Origin of the sequence: Streptomyces sp. NRRL F-2580 (assembly GCF_000720115.1) — a bacterium.
In the GTDB taxonomy this organism is placed as follows: domain Bacteria; phylum Actinomycetota; class Actinomycetes; order Streptomycetales; family Streptomycetaceae; genus Streptomyces.
The window spans coordinates 32,388-49,259 of the sequence record NZ_JOIR01000005.1 but is presented as its reverse complement, the minus strand read 5'-3'; the positions used below and the strand labels follow the sequence as shown (position 1 = coordinate 49,259).

Here is a 16,872-nt window from a genome sequence, read left to right as displayed (position 1 = left end):
GCTTCCGATGCGCACTTGAGACTAACACTACCGGATCCAATAGATATTCCCCCTCTCAATCACCGGCAATCGCGCCCTTCCGCGCGGGCGGCCTGCCCTGGCCGCCCGCCCCTGACCGGCTGCGCACCCCACGAGAACGGCTTTCAGCCGCCCTGGGTGCCCAGCGGAAGTACGCTCGCGCCCGCAGCGTCGAGAGCGAGCCGGTTGGCCGCCCATCCCTCGCCCGCGAGCTGCGCGACCTTGTCGGCCGCGCCGTTGTCGACCAGCGCGAGGACCGTGGGGCCCGCGCCGGAGATGACCGCGGGGATCCCGTCCGCCCGCAGTCGGTTCACCAGAGCGACGCTCTCGGGCATCGCCGGGGACCGGTACTCCTGGTGGAGCCGGTCTTCGGTGGCGGGCAGCAGCAGCTCGGGACGCCTGGTCAGGGCTTCCACGAGCAGGCCCGCGCGGCCCGCGTTGACGGCCGCGTCCACGTGCGGGACGCTGCGCGGCAGCAGGCCGCGCGCGGTCTCCGTCAGGACCGGCTTGGAAGGCACGAAGACCACCGGAACGATGGATTCGGCAGGCTCCATCCGGATCGCCTTGGCACTGCCGCCGTCCATCCACGCCAGGGTGAATCCGCCGAGCAGGCAGGCGGCGACGTTGTCGGGGTGTCCCTCGATCTCGGTGGCGAGCTCCAGCAGCGCCGCGTCGTCGAGCCTGGCCTCGCCGCCTATGGTCACGGCGCGGGCGGCGACGATGCCGGCGCAGATCGCGGCGGAGGAGGAGCCGAGGCCGCGGCCGTGCGGGATCCGGTTGGCGCAGACGACCTCGAGGCCGCGCGGCTGTCCGCCCAGCAGGTCGAAGGCGGTGCGCATGGAGCGTACGAGCAGGTGGCTCTCGTCCCGCGGGAGGGTGTCGGCGCCCTCGCCCGCGATGTCGATGTTCAGGCCGGAGTCGGCCACCCGGACGACTACGTCGTCGTAGAGCCCCAGGGCCAGGCCCAGGGCGTCGAAGCCCGGGCCGAGGTTGGCACTGCTGGCGGGGACGCGCACCCGTACGGCGGCGGCGCGGAACGCTGGACCGGCCATCGTCCGATGACACTCCTTGTGACTGTGCGAGATCTTCGCTCTTCGCTGGCTCGCTGCGAATGTACTGGAGAACGTACGACACCCGAAGGCCCTCGGGGCAGCACCGCGGTCATATGCGCGGTGGCGGATGTAAGTACAGCGTATCGAAGGAAGGTTCTCTCGCGACATAGGGCGCACAGGAGGCGCACGATGCGTGTCGCGGGCTTCGACGGCTTCGGCCGCACTTTTGTCATCGTACGGGGTGAGTTGCCGGGTTCCGGAGGGCCTCGGAAGCCCTCCGGAACCGGCTCACACGTGGTGCGCGTTACTCCCGGGACCGGGCGGGACCGGGCACATGGCGCCGGGTCCCCGCACCGGATCCGGCCTAGACCAGACCCAGACGGACGGCGGCGGCCTCGGCGTCCACCGGAACGGTGACCGGCTGCGGAGCGCCGGCGATCGCCCAGTCGGGGTCCTTCAGGCCGTTGCCGGTGACGGTGCACACGATCTTCTGGCCGGGGTCCACCAGGCCCAGCTCGGCGGCCTTGAGCAGGCCGGCCACCGAGGCGGCCGAGGCGGGCTCGACGAAGACGCCCTCCTGAGCGGCCAACAGCCGGTAGGCGGCCAGGATCTGGCGGTCGGTCACCTCGTCGATGAAGCCGCCCGACTCGTCGCGCGCCTGCAGGGCGTAGTCCCAGGAGGCCGGGTTGCCGATGCGGATCGCGGTGGCGATGGTGTGCGGCTCCTTGACGACCTCGCCGCGCACGATCGGCGCGGAGCCGGAGGCCTGGAAACCCCACACGCGGGGCGTACGGGAGGACAGGCCGTCGGCCTTGTACTCCTTGAAGCCCTTCCAGTACGCCGTGATGTTGCCGGCGTTGCCGACGGGCAGCACGTGGATGTCGGGGGCGTCGCCCAGCGCGTCGACGATCTCGAACGCGGCCGTCTTCTGGCCCTCGATGCGCACCGGGTTGACCGAATTGACCAGCGCCACCGGGTAGTTGTCGGAGAGCGCGCGGGCCAGGTTCAGGCAGTCGTCGAAGTTGCCGTCCACCTGAAGGATCTTGGCGCCGTGCACGAGGGCCTGGCCCATCTTGCCGAGCGCGATCTTGCCGCGCGGCACGAGCACCGCGCAGACCATCCCGGCGCGCACCGCGTACGCGGCGGCGGAGGCCGAAGTGTTGCCGGTGGAGGCGCAGATGACCGCCTTGGCACCCTCCTCCTTGGCCTTGGTGATCGCCATGGTCATGCCGCGGTCCTTGAAGGACCCGGTGGGGTTGGCCCCCTCGACCTTCAGGTGGACCTCGCAGCCGGTGCGCTCGGAGAGCACCTGCGCGGGGACGAGGGGAGTACCACCTTCACGGAGCGTGACCACCGGCGTCGCGTCCGTGACCGGCAGGCGGTCCCGGTACTCCTCGATGATGCCGCGCCACTGGTGGGTGCGATTGCTGCTCATGGGTCCTTACTCCCCTTCAACACGCATGATGCTGGCGACACCGCGGACGGTGTCCAGCTTCCGCAGTGCCTCGACGGTCCCGGAGAGGGCGGCGTCGGGCGCGCGGTGAGTGACGACGACGAGGGAGGCCTCGCCGTCCTTGCCCTGCTGGCGGACCGTGTCGATGGAGACACCGTGCTCCGCGAAGGTGGTCGCCACCTGGGCGAGGACGCCCGGCTTGTCCGCCACATCGAGGCTGATGTGGTAGCGCGTGACGACGTCCCCCCTGGGGCTGACCGGCAGCTGGGTGTACGCGGACTCGCCGGGCCCCGTTGCCTCGGCGAGCTTGTTGCGGGCGACGGCGACCAGGTCGCCGAGGACCGCGGAAGCGGTCGGCGCGCCGCCCGCGCCGGGCCCGTAGAACATGAGCCGCCCGGCAGCCTCCGCCTCGACGAAGACGGCGTTGTACGCCTCGCGGACGGAGGCGAGCGGGTGGGTGAGCGGGATCATCGCCGGGTGGACGCGGGCGGTGACGGACGCGCCGTCCGCGGCGCGCTCCAGGATGGCGAGGAGCTTGATGGTGCAGCCCATCCGCTTGGCGGAGGCGAAGTCGGCGGCGCTGACCTCGGTCATGCCCTCGCGGTACACGTCGTCCAGGCGGACACGGGTGTGGAAGGCGATGCCGGCCAGGATCGCGGCCTTGGCGGCGGCGTCGTAGCCCTCGACGTCGGCGGTCGGGTCGGCCTCGGCGTACCCCAGGGCGGTGGCCTCGTCGAGCGCCTCCTGGTAGCCGGCGCCGGTCGAGTCCATCTTGTCGAGGATGAAGTTCGTCGTGCCGTTCACGATGCCCATCACCCGGTTGATCTTGTCGCCCGCGAGGGACTCGCGCATCGGGCGGACCAGCGGGATGGCGCCGGCGACGGCGGCCTCGTAGTACAGGTCCAGCCCGTGCTGCTCGGCTGCCGCGTGCAGCGCGGCGCCGTCCTGGGCGAGCAGCGCCTTGTTCGCGGAGACCACGGAGACGCCGTGCTCGAAGGCGGTGGTGATCAGGCCGCGGGCGGGCTCGATGCCGCCGATGACCTCGATGGCGATGTCGATGTCACCGCGTTTGAGGAGGGCGGTCGCATCGGTGGTGATCAGGGAGGGGTCGATGCCCTCGCGCACCTTCGAGGGGCGGCGCACCGCCACGCCGGCGAGCTCCACGGGCGCGCCGATCCTCTGCGCGAGGTCGTCGGCGTGCGTCGTCATGATGCGGGCCACCTCTGAGCCGACCACTCCACAGCCCAGCAGCGCCACCTTCAGCGGACGCGTACGCATCATTCGACCTACGCCTTTCGATCTTCCATCAGTACCCCGCGCGCGGGTTGCGCGCCGGGTGGAACCAGTCTCACTCAATGGACAGCAGTTTCCATCCTCGGTCCATTGAGTGAGACACCAATTTCATTATCCGAGGTCGAGACGCAGGAGATCTTCCTCCGTCTCGCGGCGGACGATCACTCGGGCCTGTCCGTCGCGCACGGCGACGACCGGCGGGCGGAGCGCGTGGTTGTAATTGCTGGCCATGGAGCGGCAGTACGCGCCGGTGGCCGGGACGGCGAGGAGGTCGCCGGGGGCCAGGTCGGCGGGCAGGAAGGCGTCCTTCACGACGATGTCGCCGCTCTCGCAGTGCTTGCCGACGACGCGTACGAGCATGGGCTCGGCGGTGGAGGTGCGGGAGACGAGGGAGATGGAGTACTCGGCGTCGTACAGGGCGGTGCGGATGTTGTCGGACATCCCGCCGTCGACGCTCACGTACGTCCGGAGTCCTTCGAGGGGCTTGATCGTCCCGACCTCGTAGAGGGTGAAGGCGGTCGGCCCGACGATGGCGCGGCCGGGCTCGACCGAGATCCGGGGGGCGCGCAGCCCGGCGCCCTCGCACTCCCGGGCCACGATCTCGTGCAGGGCCTTGGCGATCTCGTGGGGCTCGCGCGGGTCGTCGTTCGAGGTGTAGGCGATGCCGAGCCCGCCGCCGAGGTCGATCTCGGGCAGCTCCACGTCGTGCTCGTCGCGCACGGCGGCGAGCAGCCGCACGACGCGCTTGGCGGAGACCTCGAAGCCGGCCATGTCGAAGATCTGCGACCCGATGTGGGAGTGGACTCCGAGCAGCTCCAGGCTGTCGTGCCCGAGCGCCCGCCGTACCGCCTCGGCGGCGGACCCGTCCGCGACGGCGATCCCGAACTTCTGGTCCTCGTGGGCGGTCGCGATGAACTCGTGCGTGTGCGCCTCGACGCCGACCGTCACGCGGATCTGCACGGGCTGGCGCACGCCCAGCTCACGGGCGATGTGCGCGACGCGGGCGATCTCCTGGAAGGAGTCGAGGACGATCCGTCCGACCCCGGCGCCGACGGCCCTGCGGATCTCGGCCTCGGACTTGTTGTTGCCGTGGAAGGCGATGCGCGAGGCGGGCATCCCGGCGGCGAGGGCGGTGGCCAGTTCCCCGCCGGAGCAGACGTCGACGTTCAGCCCCTCTTCCTTCAGCCACTTCACGACGGCCTTGGAGAGGAACGCCTTCCCGGCGTAGAAGACGTCGGCGTCGGGGCCGAAGGCGTGCGCCCAGGCCCGGCACCGCGCCCGGAAGTCCTCCTCGTCCAGGAAGTACGCGGGCGTGCCGAACTCCTCGGCGAGCCGGGTCACTTCGATGCCGCCGACGGACACGACACCGTCGCCGTCGCGCGTGACGGTCCGCGCCCAGACCTTCTCGTCCAGCGCGTTCAGGTCGGCGGGCGGCGGGGAGTAGTGCCCCTCGGGCAGGACGTCGGCGTGGCGGGGTCCGGCGGGGTGCGCGGAACGGCTCATCGGTATCTCTCTTCGCGGTTCACAGTCGTGTCGGTGCGTCTATGCCGAGCAGGGCCAGGCCGCCGGCCAGCACCGTCCCGGCGGCTTCGGCAAGAGCCAGCCGGGCGCGGTGGGCGGCCGAGGGTTTCTCGTCGCCCCGGGGCAGTACGCGGTACTGGAAGTCGAGCAGCGCGTCCGCCAGCTCGACGAGGTCCCGGGTGAGCCGCTCGGGCGCACGGTGGTGCGCGGCGGCTTCGAGGGCGAGGGGGTGGTCGGCGAGGGCGCGCAGCAGCGCGGGCGCGTCGGGGACCTCCCCGGTCTCGGGGTGGAAGCCCAGCTGGTCGGCGTTCCTGAGCAGCGCCCGGCTGCGGGCGTGGGCGTAACGCACCCGGAAGAACTCGTTGCCCTCGCCCTGGAGGAGCAGGTCCTCGGAGAAGACGGGGGTCTCGCGGGCCGGCACGGAGAGCATCCGCCAGTGCGCGGCCCCGGCGCCGTACCGGGCGACGACGTCGCAGTCCCGCTTGGCGAGGGGGGCGACGGGCAGGCTCTCGGGCAGGTCGCGCCCGGTACCGCCCTGGGCGCACACGAGCCGCAGGACGCTGCGGCGCACGACGCGCTCGCGCAGCCCGAGCCCGGTCTCGTCGTCGGGGGCGGGCTCGTCGCCCTGGGCGGGTTCGTCGTCGAGGGCGGGCTCGTCGTCGAGGGCGGGCTCGTCGCCCCGGGCGGGCTCGCCGGCCCGGGCGGCGAACATGGCCCCGCCGCGCACGTCCCGGATGGCGATGTCGCGGATGAGGGCATCGCGGACGAGGGAGGGGGCGGAGGGTGCGGCCAGTACGAAATTGAGAAAGCCGGCTCCCGTGACCTCGACCCGCTCGATCCCGGGCTCCGCGCCGAGCCGGCGGGCCAGTACGCCCGCCACGTCACGGGGCGGGCAGCCGGCCGTCTTGGCGACCTGGAAGGCGACGGGGGTTGCGTACTCCCCCACCCCGCCGGGCCGGGTCCGCTCGATCACGACCCGCTCGGGCGCGGCCGCACCGGCGGCCAGCTCCCCGTCCGCGACGGCGCAGCGCACGGCGCGTACGACGCAAGGGGAGAGGTCTGCGGGGGTCACGGGACCAGCCTAGGGGAGACCCCGTGTCATCCCACGAAGGATTTCGCCATGTGAACAGGAGGCCGCGGCCTCAGCCCCTCCCCCGCCCGGCGGGCGCCCCTTTCCTCCCGTCGCGCCGGTCGTTCCGCTCGACCAGCCTGCGTACGACGCGCACGAGCTCGGCGGGCTCGAAGGGCTTCGCGAGGAAGGCGTCCACCCCGGCCGTGATCCCGGCCTCCACCTCCTGCTGCGTGCAGGCGCTCACGATCGCCACGGGCACGTCCCTGGTCCGCGGATCGGCCCGCAACTGCGCGGCCGCCCCGAACCCGTCCAGCCGCGGCATGACCACGTCGAGCGTGATCACGTCGGGGCGCACGCGATGGACCACGTCCAGACACTCGGCACCATCGTTCGCGGTCACGACCTCGAAGCCCTCCAGCTCGAGATTGACCTTGATCAGCTGCCGGATGACCTTGTTGTCGTCGACAACAAGCACCCGGCCTGAGGCGCCTGGCACAACTCGAGAGTAGGTCGAGCCGGGCCCCCGCGTCCGGGTTTTTGCCACTTCCACCCCCTGCGGGCGACCCACCCCCTCCTCCCCCCGAAACCAGTTCCTGATCACCCCACGGAAGCTGGTAGTGTTCAACCCGTCGCCGCAACACCGACGACCGCGCCCCCGTAGCTCAGGGGATAGAGCAACGGCCTCCGGAGCCGTGTGCGCAGGTTCGAATCCTGCCGGGGGCACTCCAGCAGAGACAGCGCGATCACGCCGCTGATCAGCTGAAGTGCCAAGCATGAAGGCCCGAACTCAGTCCCACTGAGTCCGGGCCTTTGTCGTTGCTACTCACTGATCCCGTGTGAGGGGCGTGTGGGCCGCGCGTCAGCCTGAGGCATCGCTGATCACCCGTCGGGCGCGCTCGTAGAACTCCTCGCGAGTGCCGTCCAGCCCAGCGGCATCAGGTCGCCTCGTGAGATTCGACAGCGCCTCAGCAGTGCCTGCCGCCCAGTCCCCGTAGGCCTCGAAGACGGCATTGGCCCGCTGCCGGAGCTCCAGGTCCGGCATGACCTCGATGACGGGCAGGGCGTCGTCATGGTGCCGGCGGACGACGGCGGAGCACTCGTCGTACAGGAGCGTGGCGGCCAACGTGTCTGCCGCCTCCGTGGCCTCGCCGATCTTCGCCCGGAAGTCCTGGAGCATCTTCGAGATGGTCGTAGAGGTGGCGATCACCTGCTCGCGAATGCGCTGCTCGTGGGCCAGCTTGGCCTCATGGTCGCGCTTCGCGGCCTCCAGGGCGTCGGCGTGCTGCTGCCTCCTCCTCTCGGTCCGCCCAGTGAAGTAGTGAGTGATCCAGGCAGCTGCAGCCGAGCTGATGAGGACAGCGCCGGCCGAGATCGCGGCAGTGACCCACTGGCTGTCCTGCACGACCGTTGTGGTGACGTCACCGGTCGTGGTGGTGGTCTGCTTCCCACCGCACCCAGCCATGAAGAGCAGAAGCGCGAACAGACCTAAGGATCTTGTCACTTGTCGCATGAGCGCAGACTAAGGGCTGCCCCGTAGAGACCTCCCGGCCGGTGCGGGCGTGCTTGCTCGATACACCTCGCGCCTGCGCACGCGGTCGCCTTTGAGGCGGCAGCTGCGGATCGCCTCCCAGGTCTTCACACACGGAGAAGACGTGCTCGACGCGAGCGGTTGCGCTCCTCCTTCCCGTCCAGCAGCTGCTGGACGGGAACAGAGTCAGTCCAGGAATCCCGACAGCTGCTGGCCCACGTGGAAGTCATCCATGTGGATCCTGCAACTCTTTGTGTCAGCCACAGCGTTGATCGCATCGCAATAGGCGCGCATCTCCAACGCTCCGGTGCTCGGGAGACCGGTCACGCCGAGCCAGTGTGTCTTTCCATTGGTGGAGCCAGATGTGACGCGTTTGTCGTAATGCCTCAAACGCAATCGATCTGTGGGCGGACGGCTCACCGGCGAGGTCACGACCCACTGGCCACCGTCCCAGATTGACCACTCACCACTAGGGTTGACGGTCGGATGCGGGGCTATCTTCACACCTTCCGTCAGGACCTCGATGTAGAGCGACACCTGTTCGAAGTACACACTCATGTAGCTCTCGGGTGCCAGGATGTCGATGTACATCTCGACGGGAACATCGGGAGAGTTGGCGAGCGGTCGTAGACCTGTGGTGCCGACGAACAGAATCTCAGATCTGCAGTCGGGCGGCTCTTTCGTGTACTTGGCCATGGATAGGTCCCTTCAGCAGCCCGAGCTACAGCTGTGGCTCGGGATCCTCCGCAGGGCAATACGCAGCCTGCGTGGCGTGAGATACGCGGCCCGGCTTCGGTGTGTTCACGAAGTTCCAGCTCACCGCGGCATTCCCATTCAAGCACCCGCCTGACCCAACTGCCAGTTAGTGCTCCAGCCGCAGATTGTGATCTACCTGTCTGATGCGCGGCCGTCGGCGGTGATAGCCAGCCTGGGAGCTGATGTCGGAGTCGTCAGGCTGACCAAGCGAGGGACAGCCCTTAACGGTGCTGCCAATCCCCCGCGGTCACTGCGGTTCCCCCCACCCCATCGCCTTCGCGATCTTCGCGTTGTTCAGTTCCTCGTGGCCGTCGATGCAGCCTTCGTAGCGCCGGTGGATGACCTCCGGCGAGTTGCCGGCGCGGCGGGCGACCTCGGCTACAGGGACTCCGGCGTTCAGCCAATTCGTGATGCAGGTGTGCCGCAGGTCGTACGGCCGCCGCGCGAGAGGCGAGGCGGCCCTGTCGGGAGGCAGGGCGAATGCCCGTGCCTCCTGCCAGACCCTCCAGTAGCTGGACGTCCCCAGCACGCCGCCTCGCTCGTTGGCGAAGAGCCGGCCGCCCTGAGCCGTGCCGAACTCCTCGATGTGCTCGCGGAGCATCGCCACCAGGATCGGCGGAATGGGCACCGGCCGGTCCGCCTTGGTCTCACGTGACTTGAGGCCGCGCTTGTCGTGGCGCTTCCCGGAGTCGGTCCACCTTTTGCCCGATACGGGCAGCGTCTCCCGGAGCGTGAGCGTGCCCCACCCCGTTTCGGGAAGGTGGCAGTCCTGCTCCCTCAGCCCGACCGCTTCCGCCGGCCGCATCGCCGCGTAGAGCTGGCAGGCAAAGAAAGCGACGAGTCGCCGCCCGCGATTGCGGTGGACGGAGCCGACGTAGGAGACCGCGGTCAGGAGCTGGCTTCCCTGGACGGCATTGACCAGAACCCTGGGGTCCACCGCGTCACCGCCCTTAGGCCCTGCCCGCTTCACCCCGGCGAGAGGGTTCGCGTCCAGGTAGCCCGACTCGATGGCGTACTCCATGGCGGTGTTGAAGCCGCGGCGACGGCGCTTGTAGGTCTCCCCCGCCGCCGGGGTGTCGTCCAGCTTGAACGAAAGCCGGTACTGGACGTCCCGGAGCACCCTCGGGTCCTGGAGATCCGAGAGGGGCCGGGAGCGTTGCGAAAGCCACGTGCAGGGCTTCACCAGCTCCGGCGGAGGCTCCTTGCCCCTGTGAGCCGGTACGACGGCCCAGCGCACCGCCAGCCGTACCTCTTCCGGGGTGGGCGCCTTGGCGCCGTCGCCCATCATCGCGATGGCCACCGTGGCGAGGCTGTCCGCCAGCCCTTCGCGGGTCTTCGCCGCAGCGGTCCGCCACCGGACCGCCATGTACTCGCGACTGAAGTCCCACCAGGTGGGATCGGGGCGGACGTTCTCTCTGGCGGCAGCCTTCCGGACCTCGGATTCCGGTAAGCCCGATTCAACGTCGAAAGGCTGCCCTTTCGTCATCGCGTTCCAGAGTTCCGAGCGGCGGCTTTCGGCGAGCGCCATCGTGGCGAACGTGGCGTGCCGGACTTGCCCGGCCACGACCCACCGCAGCTGGTAGGGAGCTGACTTGCTGGAAAGCTTGCTGATCTTCCAAATCCGGACATCCGTGGTCAGGGTGAGTTCTGCCGTGGGGGCCGGATCCCCGCTCTTGCGGGGGCCCGGCACGTTCACGGTCTTGCGGTTGGTCACGCGGCCTCTTCCAGGGTTGCGATCCAGCGCTCCAGCTCAGAGCGCCGGATTCGCACCGAGCCGTTCGGGAGCTTGATGGCCTTGGGGCCCTTCCTGAGCTGCCGCCAGCGGTAGAACGTGGCCAGAGGTACGCCGATCTCTTCAACGACTTGGGGGATGGTCAACATCTCGTCACGCGGTGCGGCCACTGTTCCTCCACTGGGCGGGTGGTTGAGCTACGGGACGGCGGGACGCCGCAGAAACCGCAGAATCCGCAGAAATGCCGGGACCTGCGTCCTGACCTGCGGCGTTGAGGTCCTACCGGTATGCGCCGCAGAAACTGCGGGAATCGCCGCAGAAATAGGTGGAGGCCCGCGGGGCGAGGCGACGCCAGCCGTGGGCCCTGATTTCTGCGGGAGTTCTAAGGCTTTCTGCGGCCATCGCGCTGCCGGAGCGTTGCCGCTGGTCAGAGAGGGCACCAGCGGGTTTCTGCGGATTCTGCGGTTTGTGCGGCGGGGTACAGGGGATGCAGCTCCATCGAGGGCTCACGCCTTGGGCTCCCGGACGTGCGGGTGGATGAGGTACCGAGGGGCCGGCGGACGCCCGCGCTTGCCGGTCCGGGGTGGGGTGTCGGTGCGGAGGTAGCCGTGTTCCTCCAGCAACGCGAGGGCAGGCTCCAGCTCTGCGACCGTGGGGAATTCGGAGCGGGAGAGCTTGGCGAACAGGTCGCGGCGGGTGATGCTCTCCCACCCGTTGTGCTCCAGAGCCGCCAGCAGCACGCGGGCCCGGGCGAGCGATGTGTCCGCTCCCATGAGATCGAAGACGGTCAGGGCATGGGCGGTGAAGTAGTCCGCGATCTCGATGGCTGCGCGCAGGGTGGCTTCGGTGATGGGCTCGTGGTGCCCACCGTCGATGTGGGTCGCGAGGTGGAGGAGTCCGGCGATGCGGGCGGTGGCGCCGACGAGCTTGCCCGCCCATTTGTCGATGTGACCGAGCCTGCCGCCCTTGGCCCTGAGCTGCGGCTCCAGCCGCTCCTCGTACGCGATCAAGGCCCGATCGGCTTCGGGGGTCAGCTGGATGACGAGAGGATCGGTCCAGTCGGCCAGCCGCAGGGTGAGGGCGTACACGTTGCGCTCGTACGTCGCCGCCACGGCGGCCGGCACCTGCTCCGGATTGATCCTCCGGCGTCCGACGAGGGATTCAGGCAGGCAGTACAGGAAGCGGGCCAGCAGGCCACGGCCGTCGAAGCCGCGGTTCTTGCCGATCTCTTCCAGAACGCTGGGCTGGACGGCCAGGCCCATGGTCAGCGCCGGGGCCTCGATGAACTCCTCACGGCTCCGGCGGTCCACCCGGAGCCGGTCGCCGGCGTGGCCCTTGAGGAAGACCTCCATGTTGGGAATGCCGGAGTAGCGCCCGGCGATGATGTCGAAGATGCCGCCCTCGGCGGACATGACCGCGAGCCTGCCGCCCTGCTCGGCGAGCAGGGTGGTGATGACCTCGGGAGTGGCGTCATCGGCGAGGAGTCGCGGGCTGGCGGGGACGGTCAGGGTTTCGGCGACCTGGGCGAGGCCGATGGCCTCGGCGATCAGGTTGTCCCGCTCCGGGCCCTCCGCCTTGGCCGCCTGGACTGCGGCCTTCTCGGCTGCCTCGCGGGCCATCTTCGCGGTGACCTCCGCCTCCACGATCGTGAGGTTCGCCCCCTCCACGAGGCTCTTCTCCGCCTCGTACAGGGGACGGGTCATCGCGGCGAAGACCGAGGACTTGCGGTTGGCGGGACCGAGCGCAACGACGACGAAGAGGTTGGTGGGCTCCCTCCAGCGACCGCGCACCTGGACCACGGCGCGACCGCCGGAGGCAGCGGACAGGACGGAGAGAGCCAGGGCTCCGGCCATGTCGGGCGGGGTCTGGGTCTCCTCGGCGACGGCGGCAACGTAGTCGGCCAGCCACCCCGGAAGGGCACGTGTGGGGAAGGGCGGGAGCTTAGGCTGGACGTTGAGCGGGATGGGTTCCGCCCACGTCGCCGGGATCGCCTCGGCCCCCAGAGCCAGGGCCTCACGCAGATCGTCGTCCGTGGCGTCCGGGGACATGCCGGCCTGGACGATGCGGGTACCGGCCTCGATGCTGCGTCGGCGGCGCGCCAGCTGATGGACGATCCCTGCGTAGTACTCGGCATTGGCCGTGCTGGGGACGGCCTGCACCAGGGTGTGGAGGTAGGGCCGCCCGCCGACCTTGCCCAGCACGCCGGCGTGGTCGAGGTGGTGGCCGAGGGTGATGGGGTCCGCGGCCTGGCCCCGGCCGTGCAGGTCCAGGATCGCGCGGTGGATCGTCTCGTGGGCCGGGCGGTAGTGGTCGGTGGGGTCCATCGCCTCGGCCACCTGTGCGGTGACCTCGGGGGCCAGCATCAGGGCGCCGACGACCGCCTGTTCGGCCTCCAGGTCGTGCGGCGGCACGCGCTCCAGGCTGCCGGTGGGTGCTGCCCGCAGGGGCACCACGGAGGCGTACTGCTCCGACTCGGGTTGGGGTGTCATGCTGGTGGTCTCCTGTTTCTGTCGAAGGGACGGAGAACCGGGGCGGTCGCGGTCTTTGGCGAGAGGCGACCGCCCCGGGCACAGCTAGTGGTGCCGGATCCAGAGGGCGTACTCCTGGCGGACGTAGCCGCGGGGGTCACGGATGCTGTCCGGGTGGTGCGGCGTGTACGGGCCGTCGGCGTAGCCGCTGGGGCCGAGGCCAGCGGTCTGGTCGATGTCCATCAGGCGCCGGGCTGCTTCGACGGCGAGAGTGGCGGCGTCGCCGCTCACGGGGTCGTCGTCGGTGAGCGCGATTCGGTCCAGGAGCGCGGCCTTCCGGAGCCAGAACTCGCGGACGTGGACGCCGTGCAGGCAGTCCCGGACGTCTCGGGCGGTCCAGCCGATCTCACTGATGACGCTCGGCGCGGTGGCATAGGCGGTCTCGGGAGCGGGCCAGTGGCTCGGCTGCTGCTCTGCGGTGACGTACAGGCGGACGCGGTCGCCGTCTCGGGTGGGGTGCCGGCGGACCGGCCCGGTCATGAACGTCTCGGCCAGAGCTTTGGTGATCTCGGGTGCCTCGGTCGGGCTGCAGATGACGCGGATCTCGAACATGGCTGGCTCCTTCACCCTCGGAAGTTGTTGCGCTTGAAGACGGCCCGGCGGATGTTGACGACCGTCCCGCCGTTGCCGCGGCCGTGGTTGGTGCCGAGGACCTGGGTGGCGATGAAGCCGCCGAAGATGACGGCGGCCAGGATGACGAGCTGCTGGATGAGCGCAGCGACGGCGGCGATGAAGGTGGTCAGGAGCATCAGCCCGCCGCAGGCTGCGGCGAACCCGATGCCGCCGAGGGCGATGTTGATGGCGAGCGGGTTGACGGCCGGCCGTTCCGGGACGGGCTCGGGGGCCTTGGTCGGGGCGATGGCGTAGCCCGTGATGATGCGGCCGTCCGGCAGCTGGACGGTCTGGATGTCCGGGACGGCGTGCGGGTGGTGGACGGCCAGCGGAGCGGGCGCGAGGGGGATCGGGTGGTGGGTCTCGTTGGTTTCCCGGCGGGCGGGGGTGTGGTGGTGCACGGCGGTGCCTCCTTACTCGGCGATGTCGGTGACCGCGACGGCGGCGGACTTCACGAGGTTGGTGATGGGCTCGTAGGCGCCGGTTCCGGCGGTGAAGAAGCCGAAGAGGAACAGGACGATCGCTGCTCCGGCGCCGGCGGACTTGGACTTGAGGACGACGAACGATCCGGCGCCGAAGAGCAGGACCGCGGAGATGGTGAAGGTCATGGCGACTCCAGTCGGTGCGGGGTTCAGCGGGTGCCGTGGCGGTAAGTGCGGACCCACAGGTTGTAGAGGTGACGGCCGACCCGGATGCGGATGCCGTGGCCGTCGCAGCGGCGGCAGTGCTTGCCGCGCTTGGGCTTGCCCTTGCGGTCGTGAGCCAGGGCGAAGCCGAGTCCGTTGCACTTGCGGCAGCGGCCGAACGGCGAGGCCGCACACAGGCAGACATAACTGAGCGTGAAGAGCAGGATGAAGGCGCTAGCGAGCAGGAAGAGGGTCACAAGAGGCCTCCAGGGCGCGATTCGGCGGTTTCCGCAGGTGGGCCGCTATCTGCTAGCGGCCTGATCAGGTGAGGTGCGGGCCGCTAGTGGGGTCGCTAGCGCTAGCGACGTCCGCTGCTAGCACCAGCCACCCCATGGGGCTATCCGGCATCCCGCTTCTTGTTGCGTTCCGTAATCGCCTTGGCGATGTGGGCGCGCTCGATGCCGCGCTTGTTGACGGTCTTGCCGTCGATGCGGCGGCCGATCTGGTCGGTGCCGATGCCGTACGGCTTGAGCGCTGCTGTGAGCTGTTCGGCCTTGGGCTTGGGCTCCATCTCGGCCCACGGCCCGTAGACCTCGGGCCGGTGCTGGGCGAGCCGGTCCACGATGGTCTCGGACCAGATCTTGGCCTCGCCCTTGCCGATGACGGCGGCGATGTCGTCCAGGATCGTGGCGAGCGCGGCATCAGCCGGCGCCTCTCCGGCAGCGTCGCCGCTGAGTGTGCCCTCCGCCTGCCGGAGGGCCTGGGCGCGGCTGAGGATGGTCTCCGCGTCGCGGCCGTCGGCGAGGTAGGTGCGGACGATTCCGGCGTCGTCGGACATGCCCTTGAGCAGGCCGACTCCCTTGTGGGACTTCAGGAGCCGGGAGGCGTCCAGGCCTTCGCCGTACGATCCGGCGCCGAGGATGGTCTCCGAGACCTGGTAGGCGCCGACCCGCAGGGCGAACCGGGCCTGGTGCTGGTCACGGAGCACGGACGGGCAGGCGGTGTCGTCGGGCTTCTGCGTCGCGGTCATAACCGAGACTCCGACGGCCGGCGCGACGCGGGCGAGAAAGACCAGCAGGTCAAGGATGGTCTTCCCGTGGACAGGGTGCATCAGGTACTCCTGCACCTCATCCACCACGAAGAGCACGAGCGGCATGTCGTACTTCTTGTCCCGCGAGATGGCCGGGGTGAGCTTGCCCTCGGGGCAGACGTGCAAGGGCAGTTCGGAGAGCCGGTGGTAGCGGTCCTCCACGTCGGCCTTGAGCTCCTGGAGCGAGTTGACCAGGTGCATGACCGGGTCCACCCCGCTCTGTGGGACGGTGCCGAAGCCGACGCGGTGGGCGACCATCGCGAACTTCCGCCAGTCCGGGGATGCCTTGCCGTCGAACACGTACAGGCGGACGTACGGGTCCAGTGCCGCGGCGAGGGCGATGGTGCGGGCGGAGAATGTCTTGCCCTGCCGGGGACGGCGCCGACGAGGAGCGAGAGCCACAGCATGCTGATCTCGACCTCGACTCCGCGCTCGTCGCGGCCCCAGGGGAAGGGCTTCCAGAAGTCCACGCGGTCCGCGCCGAGGAGCGGGGTGCGGCCGGTCGGCACGGCGAGCGGGTCGCGGTTGGCCACCCACATGGAGACCCGGCGTGAGCTGGTCGTATCGCGGTCGAGGAACACCTGCGTCTCGGCGACGTCGATGCCCGAGGCGAGCGCGTCGCGCTTCTTGACCGCGTCGGAGAATGTCTTGCCGTACGGGAGGTCCACGACCACGCGCCAGCCGTCGCCGTCCTGCCGAATGGGCTGCGGGAAGGCGATGCCCTGATCCGGCTTCGTGAGTCCAGCGGCGAGGAAGGCGCGGGTGACGATGTCCGAGGTCAGCTTGCGGTGGCGGAACTTCACCTTGGCCGCATCGATCAGCGGCCGGTCCGCCGGCGTGCCCGCCCACCCGAGGGCTCCGGTCAGGGCGATCAGGGCCAGGGTCAGGAGCCAGGCCGGGGCCAGCACCCACATGGCCAGAGCCGCGCCGAGGCCGATCACACTGGCCAGGGTGGCGATGATGCTGCGCAGCTTCACCCGGGCGTCCCGCTGCCGGGAGAGCTTGAGGTACTCCCCCGCGTCCTCGGTCCGGACTGCAGCGAGGCGGACCGGGAGGCCCTCGGCGTCGGAGACCCAACGGCCGCTCGCGCCCACCCAGCGGAAGGCGCCGCGCGGGGCGTAGGCCAGCAGCTTCGCCGAGTACACGGGGGTACGCACCAGGTGGTAGGCGGTGGTCTGGGCGTAATGGCCGGCCGCCCACTTGGCGACGGCGGCCCGCTGCTTGGCGCTGGTCAGCCAGTCCGGGAGTACCGGCCGGCGTGCCTTGTCCTTGGCCTCGATGACCTCGGCGATCGAGGGCGGGAACTCGTGCTTGGGCGGGTCCACGGGGTCGCCCTCGGCGATCTCGCCGTTGTCGTCCGGCTGGTCGTCGGGGAGTTCGGCCTCCCATTCCCCCGGCCTGGCCTCGCCCGGGGCCAGCGGCTCGGTCTTGCCCTTCGGCGCGGGGAACGGCAGGACTGACGCCGACCCCGGAGAGTTCTGCGTGCGGTCCGGCTCTTCGGCCGGCTGCTCGATGACGTGGATCTCAGACACGATGGGTCTGCTCCCTCTGTGGAGTTGAGAAGGGGGCCCGGACGGCGCTTTGGACGGCC

17 protein-coding genes and 1 tRNA gene are annotated in these 16,872 nt (G+C 70.0%); 1 reads left to right on the top strand and 17 read right to left on the bottom strand.

All coding sequences use genetic code 11. The features are described 5' to 3' along the window. Positions 1–143: 143 nt before the first annotated feature. The 6 genes from thrB to IF88_RS0106290 all read right to left on the bottom strand — a co-directional run bounded on the left by thrB (position 144) and on the right by IF88_RS0106290 (position 6,977). The gene (gene thrB / locus IF88_RS0106315; protein WP_030708122.1) at positions 144–1,070 is read right to left on the bottom strand and encodes a homoserine kinase; all 927 of its coding nucleotides are present in this window, start codon (positions 1,068–1,070) and stop codon (positions 144–146) included. A gap of 364 nt (positions 1,071–1,434) precedes the next feature. After that, positions 1,435–2,505, bottom strand: coding sequence for a threonine synthase (gene thrC, locus IF88_RS0106310; RefSeq protein WP_030708121.1), 1,071 nt, complete (start codon positions 2,503–2,505; stop codon positions 1,435–1,437). A 6-nt stretch (positions 2,506–2,511) separates the two neighbouring features. Next, positions 2,512–3,801, bottom strand: coding sequence for a homoserine dehydrogenase (locus tag IF88_RS0106305; protein ID WP_030708120.1), 1,290 nt, complete (start codon positions 3,799–3,801; stop codon positions 2,512–2,514). Between the two features lie 126 nt (positions 3,802–3,927). Beyond that, entirely contained in the window at positions 3,928–5,319 is a 1,392-nt protein-coding gene (lysA, locus tag IF88_RS0106300; protein ID WP_030708118.1) for a diaminopimelate decarboxylase, read from the bottom strand. Positions 5,320–5,338: 19 nt separating this feature from the next. Continuing rightward, positions 5,339–6,409, bottom strand: a complete 1,071-nt coding sequence (nrtL, locus tag IF88_RS0106295; protein WP_030708116.1) for an ArgS-related anticodon-binding protein NrtL — start codon at positions 6,407–6,409, stop codon at positions 5,339–5,341. 70 nt (positions 6,410–6,479) lie between these two features. Continuing rightward, the gene (locus tag IF88_RS0106290; protein ID WP_078892761.1) at positions 6,480–6,977 is read right to left on the bottom strand and encodes a response regulator; all 498 of its coding nucleotides are present in this window, start codon (positions 6,975–6,977) and stop codon (positions 6,480–6,482) included. 83 nt (positions 6,978–7,060) lie between these two features. On the opposite strand from IF88_RS0106290, the gene IF88_RS0106285 reads away from it, so the two are divergent. After that, positions 7,061–7,132, top strand: a tRNA-Arg gene (locus IF88_RS0106285). A gap of 136 nt (positions 7,133–7,268) precedes the next feature. On the opposite strand, the gene IF88_RS0106280 is transcribed toward IF88_RS0106285, so the two are convergent. The 11 genes from IF88_RS0106280 to IF88_RS40085 all read right to left on the bottom strand — a co-directional run bounded on the left by IF88_RS0106280 (position 7,269) and on the right by IF88_RS40085 (position 16,813). After that, positions 7,269–7,919 carry a hypothetical protein gene (locus IF88_RS0106280; protein ID WP_030708113.1) on the bottom strand — a complete coding sequence of 217 codons (651 nt, stop codon included), beginning with the start codon at positions 7,917–7,919 and terminating at the stop codon, positions 7,269–7,271. A 204-nt stretch (positions 7,920–8,123) separates the two neighbouring features. Continuing rightward, positions 8,124–8,633, bottom strand: a complete 510-nt coding sequence (locus tag IF88_RS0106275; protein WP_158754302.1) for a hypothetical protein — start codon at positions 8,631–8,633, stop codon at positions 8,124–8,126. Between the two features lie 307 nt (positions 8,634–8,940). Then, positions 8,941–10,221, bottom strand: a complete 1,281-nt coding sequence (locus IF88_RS0106270) for a tyrosine-type recombinase/integrase (protein ID WP_420710916.1) — start codon at positions 10,219–10,221, stop codon at positions 8,941–8,943. 182 nt (positions 10,222–10,403) lie between these two features. After that, entirely contained in the window at positions 10,404–10,595 is a 192-nt protein-coding gene (locus IF88_RS0106265) for a helix-turn-helix transcriptional regulator (RefSeq protein WP_078892742.1), read from the bottom strand. Between the two features lie 336 nt (positions 10,596–10,931). Then, positions 10,932–12,914 (bottom strand): DUF3987 domain-containing protein, encoded by a 1,983-nt coding sequence (locus IF88_RS40090; RefSeq protein WP_030708104.1) that lies wholly within the window; start codon positions 12,912–12,914, stop codon positions 10,932–10,934. Positions 12,915–12,998: 84 nt separating this feature from the next. After that, positions 12,999–13,505 (bottom strand): hypothetical protein, encoded by a 507-nt coding sequence (locus IF88_RS0106255; protein ID WP_030708102.1) that lies wholly within the window; start codon positions 13,503–13,505, stop codon positions 12,999–13,001. A gap of 11 nt (positions 13,506–13,516) precedes the next feature. After that, a complete protein-coding gene (locus IF88_RS0106250) occupies positions 13,517–13,966 on the bottom strand; it encodes a hypothetical protein (RefSeq protein ID WP_030708100.1) in 450 nt (149 codons plus the stop codon). Positions 13,967–13,978: 12 nt separating this feature from the next. After that, positions 13,979–14,173, bottom strand: coding sequence for a hypothetical protein (locus IF88_RS0106245; RefSeq protein ID WP_030708098.1), 195 nt, complete (start codon positions 14,171–14,173; stop codon positions 13,979–13,981). Positions 14,174–14,196: 23 nt separating this feature from the next. Further along, positions 14,197–14,448: a hypothetical protein gene (locus IF88_RS0106240; RefSeq protein WP_030708096.1), complete on the bottom strand. Its 252-nt coding sequence runs from the start codon at positions 14,446–14,448 to the stop codon at positions 14,197–14,199. Positions 14,449–14,588: 140 nt separating this feature from the next. Beyond that, positions 14,589–15,347, bottom strand: coding sequence for a hypothetical protein (locus IF88_RS47670; RefSeq protein ID WP_234323451.1), 759 nt, complete (start codon positions 15,345–15,347; stop codon positions 14,589–14,591). Continuing rightward, the gene (locus tag IF88_RS40085; protein WP_234323450.1) at positions 15,302–16,813 is read right to left on the bottom strand and encodes a hypothetical protein; all 1,512 of its coding nucleotides are present in this window, start codon (positions 16,811–16,813) and stop codon (positions 15,302–15,304) included. The genes IF88_RS47670 and IF88_RS40085 overlap by 46 nt, the downstream gene beginning before the upstream one ends. Positions 16,814–16,872: the final 59 nt, after the last annotated feature.

What these genes read in the sequence shown, in the direction of transcription:
- IF88_RS0106280 (WP_030708113.1), bottom strand. Translation starts at nt 7,919, where the DNA reads ATGCGACAAGTGACAAGATCCTTAGGTCTGTTCGCGCTTCTGCTCTTC.
- lysA (WP_030708118.1), bottom strand. Translation starts at nt 5,319, where the DNA reads ATGAGCCGTTCCGCGCACCCCGCCGGACCCCGCCACGCCGACGTCCTG.
- IF88_RS0106275 (WP_158754302.1), bottom strand. Translation starts at nt 8,633, where the DNA reads ATGGCCAAGTACACGAAAGAGCCGCCCGACTGCAGATCTGAGATTCTG.
- IF88_RS0106305 (WP_030708120.1), bottom strand. Translation starts at nt 3,801, where the DNA reads ATGCGTACGCGTCCGCTGAAGGTGGCGCTGCTGGGCTGTGGAGTGGTC.
- IF88_RS47670 (WP_234323451.1), bottom strand. Translation starts at nt 15,347, where the DNA reads ATGCCGCTCGTGCTCTTCGTGGTGGATGAGGTGCAGGAGTACCTGATG.
- thrB (WP_030708122.1), bottom strand. Translation starts at nt 1,070, where the DNA reads ATGGCCGGTCCAGCGTTCCGCGCCGCCGCCGTACGGGTGCGCGTCCCC.
- IF88_RS0106255 (WP_030708102.1), bottom strand. Translation starts at nt 13,505, where the DNA reads ATGTTCGAGATCCGCGTCATCTGCAGCCCGACCGAGGCACCCGAGATC.
- IF88_RS40090 (WP_030708104.1), bottom strand. Translation starts at nt 12,914, where the DNA reads ATGACACCCCAACCCGAGTCGGAGCAGTACGCCTCCGTGGTGCCCCTG.
- IF88_RS0106270 (WP_420710916.1), bottom strand. Translation starts at nt 10,221, where the DNA reads ATGGCGCTCGCCGAAAGCCGCCGCTCGGAACTCTGGAACGCGATGACG.
- IF88_RS0106245 (WP_030708098.1), bottom strand. Translation starts at nt 14,173, where the DNA reads ATGACCTTCACCATCTCCGCGGTCCTGCTCTTCGGCGCCGGATCGTTC.
- thrC (WP_030708121.1), bottom strand. Translation starts at nt 2,505, where the DNA reads ATGAGCAGCAATCGCACCCACCAGTGGCGCGGCATCATCGAGGAGTAC.